General features: G+C 66.5%; 12 protein-coding genes. 4 read left to right on the top strand and 8 right to left on the bottom strand.

The window, feature by feature from the left end; all coding sequences use genetic code 11:
- Positions 1–45: 45 nt before the first annotated feature.
- The 4 genes from ABN028_RS10735 to ABN028_RS10720 all read right to left on the bottom strand — a co-directional run bounded on the left by ABN028_RS10735 (position 46) and on the right by ABN028_RS10720 (position 3,903).
- A complete protein-coding gene (locus ABN028_RS10735) occupies positions 46–834 on the bottom strand; it encodes an ABC transporter permease (protein ID WP_349696488.1) in 789 nt (262 codons plus the stop codon).
- Complete coding sequence (locus ABN028_RS10730) at positions 827–1,771, bottom strand: ABC transporter ATP-binding protein (RefSeq protein WP_349696487.1); 945 nt, start codon at positions 1,769–1,771, stop codon at positions 827–829. Before ABN028_RS10730 ends, ABN028_RS10735 begins: the two co-directional genes overlap by 8 nt.
- A 139-nt stretch (positions 1,772–1,910) precedes the next feature.
- The gene (locus tag ABN028_RS10725) at positions 1,911–2,582 is read right to left on the bottom strand and encodes a potassium channel family protein (protein ID WP_349329487.1); all 672 of its coding nucleotides are present in this window, start codon (positions 2,580–2,582) and stop codon (positions 1,911–1,913) included.
- Positions 2,575–3,903 carry a TrkH family potassium uptake protein gene (locus ABN028_RS10720; protein WP_349696486.1) on the bottom strand — a complete coding sequence of 443 codons (1,329 nt, stop codon included), beginning with the start codon at positions 3,901–3,903 and terminating at the stop codon, positions 2,575–2,577. Before ABN028_RS10720 ends, ABN028_RS10725 begins: the two co-directional genes overlap by 8 nt.
- A gap of 492 nt (positions 3,904–4,395) precedes the next feature.
- On the opposite strand from ABN028_RS10720, the gene ABN028_RS10715 reads away from it, so the two are divergent.
- On the top strand, positions 4,396–4,581 hold the full coding sequence (locus tag ABN028_RS10715; protein WP_349696485.1) for a hypothetical protein: 186 nt from the start codon (positions 4,396–4,398) through the stop codon (positions 4,579–4,581).
- A 189-nt stretch (positions 4,582–4,770) separates the two neighbouring features.
- Positions 4,771–6,012: an ankyrin repeat domain-containing protein gene (locus ABN028_RS10710; RefSeq protein ID WP_349329490.1), complete on the top strand. Its 1,242-nt coding sequence runs from the start codon at positions 4,771–4,773 to the stop codon at positions 6,010–6,012.
- Between the two features lie 67 nt (positions 6,013–6,079).
- Here ABN028_RS10710 and ABN028_RS10705 read toward each other — a convergent pair whose 3' ends face one another.
- Both ABN028_RS10705 and ABN028_RS10700 read right to left on the bottom strand, forming a co-directional pair.
- On the bottom strand, positions 6,080–7,738 hold the full coding sequence (locus ABN028_RS10705; RefSeq protein ID WP_349696634.1) for a DUF6119 family protein: 1,659 nt from the start codon (positions 7,736–7,738) through the stop codon (positions 6,080–6,082).
- Between the two features lie 329 nt (positions 7,739–8,067).
- Positions 8,068–8,757, bottom strand: coding sequence for a GntR family transcriptional regulator (locus tag ABN028_RS10700; protein WP_349329492.1), 690 nt, complete (start codon positions 8,755–8,757; stop codon positions 8,068–8,070).
- A 321-nt stretch (positions 8,758–9,078) separates the two neighbouring features.
- Here ABN028_RS10700 and ABN028_RS10695 point away from each other — a divergent pair, with 321 nt between their 5' ends.
- Entirely contained in the window at positions 9,079–9,654 is a 576-nt protein-coding gene (locus tag ABN028_RS10695) for a hypothetical protein (protein WP_349696484.1), read from the top strand.
- Positions 9,655–9,684: 30 nt separating this feature from the next.
- Here the strand turns inward: ABN028_RS10695 and ABN028_RS10690 are convergent, their stop codons facing one another.
- A complete protein-coding gene (locus tag ABN028_RS10690; protein ID WP_349329494.1) occupies positions 9,685–10,665 on the bottom strand; it encodes a helix-turn-helix domain-containing protein in 981 nt (326 codons plus the stop codon).
- Positions 10,666–10,884: 219 nt separating this feature from the next.
- Here ABN028_RS10690 and ABN028_RS10685 point away from each other — a divergent pair, with 219 nt between their 5' ends.
- Entirely contained in the window at positions 10,885–14,961 is a 4,077-nt protein-coding gene (locus tag ABN028_RS10685) for a S8 family serine peptidase (protein ID WP_349696483.1), read from the top strand.
- A gap of 29 nt (positions 14,962–14,990) precedes the next feature.
- Here the strand turns inward: ABN028_RS10685 and ABN028_RS10680 are convergent.
- Positions 14,991–15,632, bottom strand: a 642-nt coding sequence (locus ABN028_RS10680) for a PASTA domain-containing protein (protein WP_349329496.1), incomplete at its 5' end; no start/stop codon positions are given.

Here is a 15,632-nt window from a genome sequence, read left to right as displayed (position 1 = left end):
GCCCGCCGTCGTGGGATTGGCAGGTCCGTACGCACGCACACGTGGCTATCGGTCGTAGTCGGCGTGTTTCCACCACATCGCCGTGGCAAGGATGGAGCCTGCTCCGACGAGGATCACGAGGCTGTTGCCGAGCGTCCCCGGCATGGCGTGGTCGGGTCCGGCAACGCCGGCGAGCAGGGCCGGCACGCTCCACGGGAAGTAGTGGCCGTAGCCGAGTGCCGCGACGATCTGGGAGCTGAACAGCGCCAAAAACATGAAACCCACCGCGCGAAGATAGCCGCGGCCGACACTCGCGGCCAGGGCGAATGGTGTGACGAGGAGGACTGTCATCGCGCTGGTGGCAACGATCTTCGTCAGGCCGCTGATCGCGATCGTCGCCGACCATCCAGGCAGCCCGAGCGCGGCGCCGATGACGATGCCGAGCAGGTACGTCTGGACGCTGAGGGCCATGCACCATGCGGCTGCGACGGCGAACTTGGCGACGACGATCGTCGTCCGTGCTGTTGGCAGGGCAAGCAGATCGGTGATCGTGCGTTCACTGAACTCCCGGCCGAAGCTCCAGACGAACACCAACCCGAAGATCAGCAGCCCGCCGACGGCGATGGTCTGGGCGAGCATCGAGAAGTACGCCGGCCAGTCGGCGTCGCCACCAACGAGGCTCGCCTTGGCGCCGAGTAGGCCCATGGCCCTGGCCCGCCGCTGGTCCTGGAGGACGAACATGAACAGTCCGCCGACCAGGGCAGCGACGGTGAATGCCAGCATGGTGACGGCGGGAACTCGGGAACGTCGCGCCTTCAGCAGCTCCGTCCAGACGGCGGCGATCGGCTTACCCATCGCCGGCCGCCGGGATCGCGCCGACCAGTTGGAGGAAGTACGTCTCGAGGTCGTCTTGTTCGACGGCGAGTCTGGTGGGTGGACAGTCTGCGTTGACGAGCAGAGTGGCGACTTCATCGGCATGGTGGAGTGCTCGTTCGTCGGTGAGGACGAGCTTTCCGTGACCGTCGAGCTCGGCGAAGTGACCTGCTGCCCGCAGCGCGGCCATGGCACCCGCGGCGTTCCGCGTGACCACGGTCAGACGTGGGCGGGTATGGGCGGTGAGGTCTGCCGCGGCGATCTCCTCCACCATGCGTCCGTGGTGGATGATGCCGATCCGGGTGGCTAGCCGGGCGACCTCGGTGAGAATGTGGCTGGACAGCAGGATGGCGACGCCATGGCGGTGGGCGAGATCGTGGAGCAGGTCGCGGACCTCTGCAACCCCGGCCGGGTCGAGGCCGTTGGCTGGTTCGTCGAGGATCAGTAGGTCCGGCCGGTGGATGAGTGCCTTTGCCAGCCCGAGTCGTTGGCTGTTCCCCAGGGAGAGGGTGCGGGCGCGGCGGCCGGCGTAGGGCACGAGTCCCAACTGCGCAAGGACGTCGTCGACAACCCACGGATCGGTCAACCCTCGCAGCCGCCGGACGATCTCGAGGTTCTCCCGCACCGTCAGCTCCGGGTAGGCAGCGGGCGTTTCCACGAGGTATCCGACGCGGGACCACACCGAACTCTGTTCGGGGCGGACCTGTTCGGCCAGGACCGACACCGAACCACTGGACGGACGGACCATGCCCAGGAGCATCCTGATCGTCGTCGTCTTGCCGGCCCCGTTCAAGCCCAGCAACGCATAGATCTCACCCGGTTGCACCCGGAGCGTCAGGTGATCGACGGCGAGGACGTCTCCATACCTTTTCGTCAGATCGGAGACCTCAATGGCACTGGCAGGCACCGCCACTTGCATGGGAAGCCCCTTCTCCTCGGGCGCACCTCAACGATGCCGACCAGGCTTCCCGGCGCTCCAGAGCCCACCGTATAGCCCAGACGTTCCGGCAACCACGTAGGACGTCCTCGGCGGACTACCCCTCGGGCCGTCCCCGTCATCAGGTCAGGGCGGCGAACTTTTCGACCTGGATGGTGGGGCCGGAGACGATGAGCAAGTCGCCCGCGTGGGTCGTCGTTTCCGGTCGGGCGTAGGTGAAGTCCATGCCGGGCCGCTTGACACCGACGACGGTGATGCCGTACTTGCTGCGAAGTCTGGACTGTTCGAGGGTTTTGCCGCCTGCCTCGCCGGGCGTGCCGGTCTTGGCGATGGCGAAGCCGTCGTCGAACTCGATGAAGTCGATCATCCGTCCGGTGACCAGGTGGGCGACGCGTTCGCCCATGTCGGCTTCGGGATAGACGACGTGGTGGGCGCCGGTGCGTTCCAGGATCCGTCCGTGCTTGTCGCTGATGGCTTTGGCCCAGACGTCAGCGACGCCGAGTTCTTCGAGGGCGAGGACGGTGAGCACACTGGCCTCGATGTCGGTTCCGATGGCCACCACGGCTCGGCCGAAGTCGGCGACACCAAGTTGGCGCAGTGTTTCGGCGTCCGTGGCATCGGCCTGGACGACATGGGTGATCCGGTCGGACCAACGCTGTACCAGGTCGAGGTTCTCGTCGATACCGAGCACGTCGTGTCCGAGGCGTACGAGGGAGCCGGCGACCGCGCTGCCGAAACGGCCGAGGCCGATGACGACCACGCTGTCGGGTCTGGGGACTGTCCGTCTAGCCAACGATCGGTCGCTCCTCTGGAAGCCGGTAGAGGCGGTGCCTGGTGCGCAGCGCGAGAGCGGTTGCCACCGTGATCGTGCCCACTCTCCCGACGTACATCACGATGATAAGCACCACCTGAGCGGATGCTGGAAGGTCGGGTGTGAGGCCGGTGGACAGCCCGACGGTGGCAAAGGCCGAGACGCACTCGAAGAGGACGTCGCTGAGCGCGAAGTCGGTCGCGGACAGCACTACCAGGGTGGCAAGGGCGACCGCGGCAACGCCGAGGAGGGCGACGGTGAGTGCTTGGCGCTGGGCGTCCAACGTGATCCGTCGGCGGAAGACGATGGTGTCCGGCTCGCCGCGGATTTCCGCCCAGATCACATACGCGAGCAACAGGAACGTGGCCACCTTGATGCCACCTGCGGTGCCAGCGCTCCCACCGCCGATGAACATCAGGACATAGGTGACGCCGAGGGTCTCCTGCCGAAGTTCCGCCACGTCCACGGAGTTGAAGCCGGCAGTCCTCGACGTCACCGAGTGGAAGAGCGATGCCAGCACCTTGCCGCTGACGTCAAGCGGCCCCACGGTGCCCGGGTTTGCCGACTCGAACACAAGGAACGCTGCCATACCACCGAGGAGAAGGATCACTGTCCCGCCGACGGTGAGCTTGGTGTGGATCGACCACCTGCTGGGTCTTCGCTCACGGCTCAGGTCGTACAGCACCGGAATGCCGATCCCGCCGATCACGATCGCCACCATGATGGGCACGATGATCGCTGGATCGGCAACGAAACCAGTGAGGTTGTCGGAGTAGGTGGAGAACCCGGCGTTGTTGAACGCCGACACCGCATGGAAACCGCCATGCCACAGGGCGCCGGGCCACGTCGCTTCGTACGCCGCGTGCATTCGCAAGGCAAGGGCCGCAGTCACCGCCAGTTCGACGCTCACGGTGACCAGAAGAGTCATTTTCAAGACCCTGGTGATGTCACCGAGGCTCAAGGTACGTGTCTCTGCCTGTGCCACCAGCCGGTTGCGCAGGCGGAGCCGCCTGGTCACCAGCAACCCGAGCACGGAGGCACCGGTCATGATGCCGAAGCCGCCAACCTGGAACAGGGCCATGATGACGGTTTGACCGAAGGTCGACCAGTACGTCGGAGTATCCACCACAATCAGACCGGTGACGCAGACCGCAGACGTCGAGGTGAACAGTGCGGTCAGCAGGGGCGCCCGGCCATCGCCGGCATGGGAGAGCGGGAGCGCCAAGAGCAGGGTGCCGACCGCGATCGTCACGAGGAAGGCGAGCGGCACCAACCGTGCCGGGTGCTGAATGGTCCGACGCACGAGAGCCCATGATCCCTCAGCACATCCGAGGGCCCTCGGCAGGGTCACGGCGGGCGGGGATACCGAGGGGTTGAGGTCCGGCGACCGCACCATGGCGATCTTCCGCGGGTGCGATATGTTGGCCGCTGGTGTGCCGGGAAGCCTGGTCGGCGTAGTTGGTGATGTCGTGCCGTGAGGGGCTTCCTGATGCGTGCTGGCGAGTTGGCGGCGGATTTCCCGACTGTTGGGTGGGATACGCCGGATCTAGAGGTGGCCCGCCCGCTGGCTGGGGTGAATCTTCCGGCCCCTCTTCCTCGCGGTCGGCGACAACGAACACACTCTGTCCGGCGTGATCACGTTGGACGCACTGCTGGACCGGATGCTGGCGTCGTGACCGCCATCGCCTGGGTCGCGTGGCGATCTTTGCCTACCTACCTATGACCGCACCGGACAGGTCGTAGCCCCTTGCCTGCCATCCACACGCCAAGGCCCAACCCTGCCGAGGAGGCGTCCATGAAGTTCAAGCGATGGGAGATCGTGCTGCAGTACAGGGACCATCCCCACAGCGAACAGCCCGACTACGAGAAGGCGTACGGCAAGCGGTACCTCACCCGGCGCGGAGCGGAACGACAGGCAGCCGCGTGGTGGTACGTCGACGAGAAGACAGGGATCACGTGCACCGTCCGGAGATGCCCTTGACACGCTGTCGGCGTCGCCGGTCTGGCAGTTGCCGGCTGCGGAATCGTGGAGGTACTGTGCCCTTCAGCGCTAGGTGCGCATCCAGTCCGCGGAAAGGGCCGTGCCCACCCTCTTGATCAGTGTGAAGGTGACGAACCTTCTTTCAGCCTGATTCGGGCGGACTCCAGGCGACGTACGAAAGAGGTTCGTATGGATGCCATCTATGCCCGGTCGCTGCCGCCGCGCCCCAGTCTCGAGCAGTACAAGAAGCAGGCGAAGGACCTCCTGAAAGCCTGTAGGGCCGAAGATCCCGAGGCCATCCGGCGGATCAATCATCAGCGGCCCCGGGCGAGCGAGACTGACGGTGAGCTCACCGCTTCGGGTTGCACGCTTGCCGAGTCCCAGTTCGCGATCGCTCGTGAACACGGCTTCGAGAGTTGGCCCAAGTTCTCGAAACACCTGCAGGGGTTGGCCAACGGCGCCGTTCGACAGTACGAGTCGGCAGTGGACGCGATGGTCCGGGGTGACGTGGCGGTCCTGGAGTCGCTGCTAGACAGCGATCCGGGACTGGTCGGGGAGCGGTCGACGCGTGTTCATGGCGCGACGTTGTTGCACTATGTGGCCGCCAACGGTGTGGAGAACTACCGGCAGAAGACGCCGAGCAATGCCGTGGACGTGGCTGATCTCCTCCTGACTCGTGGCGCCGAGGTCGACGCCACGGCGTCCATGTACGGAGGGCCCGCCACGACGATGGGCCTGCTCGTCTCCAGCGCGCATCCGGCGGAGGCGGGTGTGCAGGTCGCCTTGGTCCACAAGCTCCTGGACTTCGGGGCAGCCGTCAACGGGCCTGGAGACGACGGCGGACCGCTGCTCACCGCGGTGATGTTCCAGTACTCCGCCGCGGCCGAGGCGCTCGTCCAGCGGGGTGCGAGGGTGGACAATGTGGTCGCGGCAGCGGGTCTCGGCCGGGAGGACCTTGTGCGGGCCTTCGTGGCCGACAACGGCGTCCTGCGCCCGGAGGTCCGCGTGGTGAGCGTCCCCACGCCGCGTTCGGCGCCTGACCCGACAGCGAACCTCGGGTGGGCGAACGTGTGTGCAGCCGTGCACGGGCGTACTGGAATAGTCGAGTTCCTGGCTCAGCGTGGGGTCGACCTGGCCGCGAGGGGCTTTGCCGGCCTGACGGCGCTGCACTGGGCCGCGATCTACGGGCACCTGGACATCGTGGATCTCCTGCTGGAGCGCCACGCTCCACTCGAGGACACGAACAACCACCACAGGGCCACCGTCCTTGGCTGTGCGGTCTGGTCGGCGAACCGCTCCCCGTCGAAGGATTTCGTGCCGGTCATCGAGCGTCTGCTCGCAGCCGGGGCGAGCGTGGCCGCGGTCGAGTTCCCCACCGCCAACGAAGCTGTCAACGATCTCCTCCGCCGACACGGAGCGGGCGAGAGCTGACCCCTTTGTCGGCAAGCAAGCCCGAATCTCCACCTCCGGGCGGGTGTCCGGATTGGCTTTGGGTGTCCTACGGCACCGGCAACCTGAGTTGGGCGCCGTCAGTCGCGTCTCCGTCACGGGGTGTTGGGACGTGCCGCAGTCTGCTGGCCGTATTGCCGGTCTCGGCATCAATACCGATGACCTCGACGTCAATGTCGTAGACACTCTTCAGGGTGCGTTCGATCTGGACGAGCGCGACCTGGGCGAAGGGAAATAGCGTGTCGGGCCCGAGGGGTTCCCCCTGCTTGAGCAGGATCGCGAAGACGAGCCTTTTCGGCTCGAACGTCTCTGGCAACCGCCAACGTTGGTCGAGACGTTCGACTTGATCGACGAAGGCATGGCGCGCCTCGGGAGAGTTTCTGAGGGTCTGCACTGCGAGAAGGGCCTGGGTGAAGAGATGGCTCAGCGGTGCCGAACCATGGGCGTGCTTGACATGGACGACAGTGCCGTCGCGGCCGAGGAGATCGCAGATCTCGACACCGTTTCTCCAGTGGAACCGGTCCTTGATTCCCTGCCTGTCTAGGCAGAGGAACTCGCCCGGTCGTTCTCGTTGCACCCGCAAGTTGTACGACCTCTCACCCTCGCCGTCGTCTACCCGCCAGGGCGGAAGTCGGATGTCGCTGCGCTGACCTAGGACGCGCTCGACGCTCTCCCTGAGCCTTTCCAGATAGCCGCCGTCGACCTCGTACCAACGGCCGTCGACCATCGAGAAGCGCCGTGCACCGAGTCCTACATTGGCTTCCAGCCACTTGTCCGCTGACGTCGCTGGCCCGATGGGATCGCCGCCTGAGTGGTCGGAGTACAGCCGGACGTGGCCCCTGCGGAGCGCTTGCACCCTGGTTCCTGACTCCAGTTGCCGCGTCCTGTCGAGTAGGTGATGCAGCTCCAGATGCTCGATGGGCCCCACGCGTGTCCGGAGCGAAATAGCGAAGGAGTTGGCGCGCAGGTAATCGATGAGGCGAAGGGTCGGCACGACCAAGGTGAGAGAGTTTGCGACGTCCTCGACGGGCTTACCGAGCCGGTCGTCGAGGGCAGCGTCGAGCTCGCCTATCTGGGCGGGGTCCTTGACGGGTTGGATACGTTCGATGTACTCCAAGTCCGGCCGTGGTTCCTCCTCTCGACAGATGCGAGCTATCTCCTCGATGTCAGCCTTGAGACATGCAGGATCGATTCCCAGGTGCATGCGGATCCCTGCTGACGCACTGACCGTGACGGTATCTTTCTCGTCGCTGGAACAAGTGAGATCGAGGCCGTGCGCTCGCCCGGCTATGCGACCTACGAGATCTGCATGGTCTTCCACACCGAAGCCCCAGATCGGAAGTCCAGCAGGTGCGAAGGTGGCGTCAGACCGGCCACGCGCGCCGGGCCGGCGCCGGAGCAGCGAGGTGAGGTGGAGTGCCTCGAACGTCCGTACAGCAAAGGCGATCCCGAACCGGTGGTCTTTCAGGTCGTCCCGAACGAGACGATGCCCCTGTCCGTAGCCGATGGCATAGACGTGATCGTCAACGACGATGAGTAACAGGCCAAGAGAGCGTCGATCGGCGATACTGACTGGCACGCCCGTTGTTCGAGCGGCGTCGGCGCACCATGCCGCAGCGTCTCCGTCCGCGGATTCAAGCACGCCATGCACCCACAAGGCTGGGGAGCCCGCAATGTCCACCCGGTGGGTGCTTCGCTCATGGACCATGGCGAGGTCGACAAGCGTCGAGATGTCGTCCGGGATGGGAGGAGGAACATTCAGGCGATACAACGTGACAGATCTTGTACGGCGAGCTTTCCCCTGCATACGTCCTCCTCTGCCAAGCAGCCCAGACGTGGTTGCAGTTCGTATGAGAATTGACACACATGGTGAAGTCAATGTGATGGTGAAAATTACATCACTGTGAGTCAGGACGGCTTGGTCGTCACACCTGTAGATGGCTGCTGACACAAGGCTTCGGTTTCGACACTGAACGGGAGATGGATCCCCACGCGTGGAGTCATGTCACGTGGACCAACGTACGGACGCCGGCACGATCAGCGGATAGAGCGCTTGTCCGCGCCGGGACAGTCGAGCTGCTCGCTCAGTTGCGCTTCGTACCGGTCGAGATGCACGCGCACCGCCTCCGCCGCGCGGTCGGGGTCACGGTCTCGCACGGCCTGCGCGATCGCGTGGTGCTCCACGGCGTTCTCGCCGTCGTCGAACGCGCCGACATCATGCACCAGCCTGGCCAGCTGGGTGTGCGTGTGCAGACCCTGGAACGTCTCCAGGAGCACCGGATTGCCTGCCGCGCTGACCAGGGCCTCGTGGAAGCGCTGGTCGTGCTGGAGGTACGTACGGAAGTCGCGATAGCGCGGAGTCGGGGCGAGGACGTCCATCGCGGCTAGTTCACGCTCCATTGCCCGCAGGTCAGCGAGGATCGCGCGCTGCGCCGCCAGTCTGGCCGCCTCCGTCTCGATGAGCCGCCTGACGTCGAGCAGGTCAGCCAGCTGGCGTTGGTTGAGCAGCGGCCTGGTCGTGTATCCCTTGAACGCCACGAACGCGACCAGCCGTTCGGCCGCCAGACGGGCAAGCGCCTCGCGGACCGGTGTCGCGCTCACGCCGAGATCGGCGGCGATGCCCTCGATGCTGAGCCGCGTGCCGGGCGCGGTCGCCCGGTCCATGATGCGTTCCTTCAGCGCGTCGTAGACCCCGTCGACGAGCACGGTCCGCTCGCTGCGTGCCACCGGCGCCTCCAGTCGAACGCGTCATCCTGCGCTGTCGCGGTCGATCGTATGCCGATCCTCGACGTCGATCCGTCCGAACAACCTGCTCTCCACCCGGTTCCTGGGGGAGCTGTTTCCGGACGCGCCCACCGTGCACATCGTCCGGCGTCCTGTGCAGGTAGCCGCCTCGCACCTGTCGCACGAGAGGACCGGCGCGGGGAGATCCGCTGCAGTGCGAGGATGGAGGAGGCAAGTCCTCCAAGGTGGCGTCCTGGCTCAGCACTCTCGCCGGCGGGCTTGCGGGGAAGTGGCAGCATGGCACTTTTGTTCAGGTTCGACCGGATGACCACAATGACGGCCGAACTCTACGACGAGCTCGTCCGTCGGCTGGAAGACAGGGGCGCGGGTGCGCCACCGGGCCGTCTTTACCACGTCGCCTACGGACCCTTGGACCGGCTGAAAGTCGCCGATGTCTGGGTGTCGGCCCAACAGCTCCAGGAGTTCGGCAAGACGCTCCTGCCGGCCGCCGAGGAACTCGAGGTCGTCCTGTGGGAGCCCGATGTCAACCAGGTGTTGGACATCATCAGGCCACAACGGACAGACGTCGAGGGACCGCCGCGTCTCCTGGTGAGGTTCGATCCGCCGAGACTGAACGCAGGACAGTACAAAGAGATCCGCACACGTCTCGACGAAGCCGGACTCGGCGCACCGCCTGAGCGGCTCTACCACGTCTGCTATCACGAGGATGACCAACTCCGCCTCATGTCTGTATGGCAGAGCGAAGAGGCGCTCCGCGCCTTCTTCGACCGGGTCGTCCGCATCACCGCCGATCTCGGGATCCGTGAAGTCCCACGAACGACGCTCGAGATCGAGGAAGTGCATCACCTCATCGACGGGTCAGCTCCTCACCCACGCTGACTGCCGACATGCAAGGACGTGTCGCGGGGGCTATGCCCAGCCCCGTTCACGCGCTTCCACTCCCGCCTGGAACCGGGTCGACGCGTTGAGTTCGCGCATGAGCCGTTGGATGTGCCGTTGCGTCGTCCGCAGACTGCTGTCGAGGGAGCGAGCGATGTTGGTGTCGGTGAGCCCTGCCGACAGGCAGAGCAGCAACGCGGCGGTGGTCTCGTCGGGTTGCATCGGGTAGCCCGGATGCTCATCACCGGGTACGAACGACCGCAGAGGGACCGCCCGCTCCCACTCGGACTCGAAGAGTGCGACCAGTGCGTCGAAGAGATCGCAGGGATGGACAACCAGCGCGGCCTCGACCTGGTTGCGCCCCGTGTGCACGGGAACGAACGCCTGCCGGTCGTCGACGATGATCAGCTTCACCGGGAGGTCCGGGCGTACACGCGCCTGCTCGCCGTGCTCGCATCCTTCCCGGATGTCACTGCCGGCGCGGCCGGGCCACGTCAGCGCCTCCGGCGTGTAGATGACGCGATAGGTGACACCTTCGGCGAGCCGTCGTACCTCTGTCGACCTTCCGGAGCCCGGACGCATCGCGTAAGGCGGCCGGTCGAAGCCTCGAAGCTGCACCCGTGCCGTCTCCTGGAAATGGAGCACGCGGCTGATGATGTTGTCCGTTCCGGTGATGACCTCGATCAGTTCGGCGGGGTGGATGTGGCGGGAGGACTCGCGGAACGCCGCCAGAAGCTCGTGGCTGGATTGGCGGGCCTGCCGGAGTTGCTCGTCGTGTCGGGCGATCAGGGGATCGAGTGCGATGTCCGGTGCCACCGCAAGATAACGCGGCTCCGCACCTGGTAGCCGGTTGGCCAACCCCCGCCGGACCAGATGGTGAGCGGCATGGTCCGCTTCATGCTCCGAGATGCCCACTGGGCCAGCCAACTCGGTCGCGGTCGAACGGGGATTGTTGATGAGGGCCGTGTAGAGCGCCGTCTCCGTCGCTGTGAGCCCGAGGACCTCGAACATCTCTCTCCGATCCGGACTGGCGGACATCCGCCAACAGCCACATATCCGCCGTCTGGCGGTCTTGTGCCGTCCGAGAGTACGGCGGGATAGTAGCGCCACGGACGATCAACGGCGGCGTAGCCGGCTCTCGGTGACAGATCGTCCTCCTCATCCGCGGCCGAATTCCACCCTCCACTCCCCGCTTCCGGGGTTGCGCTGTGCCAGGACCAAGGAGCGTCCATGAGACAACCATCCGGACTGTTCGGTGCGAGGGCGGGGATAGCCGGCCTGGCTGTCGTGGCGCTGCTCGTCTCCGGTGCCGCGGGCGCCGCCAGCGCCACCAGCACGGCGGGTGCCGTCAGTGAACGTGCTGCCAGTGCGACCAACGCGAGCCCCGCACCCGCGCCGGCGGCAGTTGGTGCCGCCCCCCAGAGCGCCCAGGTGCCCGCACCCGCCGTCGGAACGCCGGTGAACGAGGTCACGCTGATCAGCGGTGACCGGGTGAGTGTCGGCGTCGCTCCCGACGGCAGGCCCGCGATTCGCGGCATCACTCCCGCGGCGCGCGCTGGCCAGCCACCGGTGGCGTTCCAGACGCTGAAGCACGGCGAGGAGTTGTACGTCGTACCGTCCGACGCGACCGCGCTCATCGCCGACCGCCGGCTGGACCTGGGCCTGTTCGACGTCGGCTACCTGGCAGCCAACGGCTACGCCGACGGCCGGAGCTCCCACCTTCCGGTGATCCTTCGGTATCCGGCGTCGACCTGGCGGACGACCGTGCCCGCGCGAGCTGACGCCCTGCCGGCCAGTGCGCGACGGCGCACTCTGGAGAGTGTCCACGCGGTCGCGGTCGATGTGGAGAAGGAGCGGGCGACGACGTTCTGGTCGGCCGTGGTGGCGTCAGCGAAGCAGGCGGGGCAGGGATCGCCGTCCACGCTGCGTGGTGGTCTCGCCAGCATCTGGCTCGACCGCAAGGTGCATGCGGATCTCGACCGCAGCGTGCCGCAGATCGGCGCACCGGACGCGTGGGCAGCCGGTTTCGACGGCACCGGGGTCACGGTCGCCGTTCTCGACAGCGGCATCGATGCCGAGCATCCCGACCTCGCCGGCAAGGTAATCGAGCAACAGAACTTCACGACCGAGGCCGACCCTGCCGACCACCTGGGCCACGGCACACACACGGCCTCGACCGTCGCAGGAACCGGCGATGCGTCGGAGGGGAGATACCGGGGCGTTGCGCCCGGAGCTGACCTGCTGAACGCCAAGGTGGTCGACGACGACGGGTCAGGCAACTTCTCCTGGGTGATCGACGGCATGGAATGGGCCGTCGACCACGACGCCCGGGTGGTGAGCATGAGTCTCAGCGGCGACCCGACGGACGGGACGGACCCGCTGAGCCAGGCGGTCGACAACCTGACCGCGACCTCGGGGGCGTTGTTCGTCATCGCGGCCGGCAACAGAGGTTCAGCCGCACAGACGATCGGTGCGCCGGGGGCGGCGGACTCCGCACTGACCGTGGCCGCGGTCGACCGGTCCGATGTGGTGGCGTCGTTCTCCAGTCGTGGTCCGCGAGCCGGCGACCGCGGTCTGAAGCCGGACATCGCCGCACCCGGTGTCGGCATCGTCGCCGCGCGGGCCAACGACACGACGCAGGGCACCCCGGTCAACGACTTCTACACCAGCCTCTCCGGAACCTCGATGGCGACGCCGCACGTGGCCGGTGCCGCCGCGCTCCTCGCCCAGCAACACCCGGACTGGACCGCGCCGCGGCTCAAGCACGCCTTGATGAGTACGGCCAAAGCCGGCAACTCCACCGCCTACGAGCAGGGCACCGGGCGGGTCGACCTTGCTCGCGCGGTCGGCCAGGGCGTGTACGCCGACGGCAGCCTCGACTTCGGGCACGTGGCCTACCCGCAGGCAGATCCGATCTCCAGGACCCTCACCTATACGAACATCACGGCGAAACCGGTGACGTTGACACTGCTCCCCGAACTTCGTGCGTACGACGGCAGGCCCGCGCCCACCGGAACGCTCACGCTCGACCGGACGACCGTCGTCGTCCCGGCGCATGGAAGCGTGGGCATCAGCGCCAGACTCGATCCCCGCAAGGTGATCGGCGGCGGTGCGTACCAGGGAACAGTCCGCGCGACCGACGCGAACGCGGAGACCCGCCTCACCACGACGATCGGGATCTACAACGCGCCAGCCACGGCGACCCTCACCGTTTCGACCAACGTGCCGACCGGCGCCACCCAGGTGCGGGTGGGTCGACCGCTCGTCGTACGGATGGACGGCCGGGAGGACCTCGACGACGGCCCGGTCTACCTGCCAGGCGAATCCGGCACGGTCACGCTCGCCAAAGGCCCCTACATGGTGGCCACCAGCGTCAGCTGGAAGGACGTCGACGGCGAGTGGAACCACGCCCTCCCGATCGCCCCACAGGTCGACCTCTCCGCCGACACCAGGGTCAGCTTCGACCTGCAGAAGGCGAAGAAGCTCACCGTCAAGGCGCCAAGACCGACTGAGAGCTACGACGCTTGGATGGGGTACCAGCGCATCGATGCGCGCAAGCGGTGGCACGTGGAAGGGGACGTCGACGCACCCTACGGCGCCCAGAACTACTGGATGCTGCCGACCGGGAAGGTCACGCAGGGCACGTTCGGCTCGGTCAGCCAGCACCTTCGTGGCGAGCCGTTGATCCGCATGACGGCAGTTGGGCAACCCGGCCGGTTGGACCCCGCCTACCAGGGCGTCGACCCGAAGTATCCGAAGCTGGACGGGCATCATGACCTGCAGTTGGTCGCCGCCGGCAACGGTCTTCCCGGCGACTTCGCGGGGGTCGACGTTCGGGGCAAGCTCGTCCTGCTGTCGTTGGACGACATCTGCCAGGACACCTGCTCGGCCGATGCCCTCGACCGGGTGACCACGGCCGCGAACGCCGGTGCGGCCGCGGTCGTCGGTTTCGGTGCGAGCGGTCGGGCATTCCTCGACGCCACGCGACAGTGGCCGGTCTACCCCATTCCCACCCTCAGCCTGCCCGCCGACCAGGGACGTGCGCTCGTCCGTACTCTGCAGGCCGCGCACGACATGGTCATCGTCAAGACCGTGGGCAGTGCCGAGAGTACGTACGTCTTTGCGCTGAAGTTCTATGCGGACAAGGTGTCCGGCGATCCGGACCACAAGGTCGACAGCCATGACCTCTACCGGATCGACAACCGGATCCACGCCGACCAGCCGGCACAGGTGACCTCGGAGTGGGCCGCCCAACGGGCCGGCGAGATCGTCGGCACCGCCCACTCCGTCGCGTTGGCATCCTCGGCTCCGCGGTCGCGGACGGAATTCGTCGGACCGCTCAGCGACACGATGCTCTGGCAGCGGCAGACCATCTACAGCGATGGTCCGCGGCAGGAAGCGATCGACCTTTTCGACCGACCGGGTAGGAGAACCGAGACCTGGGGATCATCACCGCTGGTGCCCGGGGTCAGCAGGTTCGCCAGCGATGTGCAGGCCCTCGGCAACGCGGTGCCGGTGTTCGGCGTCGACGCGACGTTCTGTCCAGCATGTCGTACGGTCGACACGTTCACGCCGATGTTCAATCTCACCGACAGCCAGACGAACCATCTGGGCGACATCACGTGGTATCTCAGCCCGGACCTCCAAGGAGGCGACGCCCGCTACGAACAGCACCTCTACCGGGGAGAGGAAGAGGTGCCCCTCGAGATCGGCACGTTCTTCCTGGGCTGCCTGTTCTTCTGCATCGAGATTCCCATACCCACCTACGAACTGCCCGCGGGGGAGTCGACGTACCGCTACACGCTGAGCTACGCCGACCTCTATCCCGGCACCCTTTACGCCAGGAACGTCGACACCGCCTGGACCTTCTCCTCGAGCCGTGCCTCCGGGGCGACCTCGCCGGAATACCGCTGCTGGGGCCAACTTCTCATCGGAGGTGACCCGAACGCACCATGCGAGGCCGAACACCTGCTCTATCTGAGATACGGCCTCGACCTCGACTCTGACAACACGCTGCCGGCCGGCAGCACCCACGCGATCACGATCAGCGGTTACCACGGCGCGCAGGTTGACCCCGAGCCCCGACTCACCTCCGTCGAGCTGTTGGTGACCTTCGACGATGGTGAGCACTGGCAGCGGGTGGCGACGTCAGAGGTCGGCCGCAACACCTACCGCGCCGTGATCACCCACCCGCCACTTCACCAGACCAGCGGAGCCGTTGGTATTCGTGCGTACGCCGAGGACGCGGAGGGCAACACGATCGAGCAGACCATCTCCCGCGCCTACGGCCTCGATGCCGGGGCCTAGGCCGGGGCCGGACAGTGGCTCTTTGCCGGTTACCGGGCCACGACGATAGTGACGGTGGAGCCTTGTGGTAGCAGTTCGCCGGCGCCCGGGTCCTGCGCGATGACTGTGCCTGGTGGGACATCGGAGGTCCGCTGCTTCGTCGTCCGCACCCTGAACCCGGCCTGGCTCAGCGCTGCCTCTGCGTCGCCTTCGTTCTGTTGGACGACGTCGGGCACGGGGACCAGCGCGGGGGTGTAGTAGAGGGTGACCGTCGAGCCGGCCTCGACGCTGCTCCCTTCGGCGGGGTCGACCGCGGTGACGGTGCCGGGGGCCTCGGCGGACCGGGGATCCTCGACCGTGTCGACGTTGAAGCCCTGGGACTCCAGCATCGCCTGTGCCTGAGCGACCTGTGCTCCGATCAGGCCACCTGGCACCGTGACCTGCGGCTTGCCGCCGGAGATCGCGATGGTGACGGTGGAGCCTCGTTGGCGGCGCTCGCCGGCGGTCGGGGTCTGCTCGATGACCGTTCCGCGTGGCACATCGGCGGACTCCTGCTCCACCTTCCTGACCTTGAAGCCTGCGTCTTCTAGTCGTGCTTCGGCGACTGCTTGGCTTTCGCCGAGGACTTCGGGGACTTCGATGAGGCCGCTGGAGTAGTAGACGGTGATGGTGGAGCCTTCGGGGGCGGGGGT

This window comes from Actinopolymorpha sp. B17G11, assembly GCF_040196095.1.
In the GTDB taxonomy this organism is placed as follows: domain Bacteria; phylum Actinomycetota; class Actinomycetes; order Propionibacteriales; family Actinopolymorphaceae; genus Thermasporomyces.
This window is presented reverse-complemented; position numbering and strand designations above follow the sequence as displayed.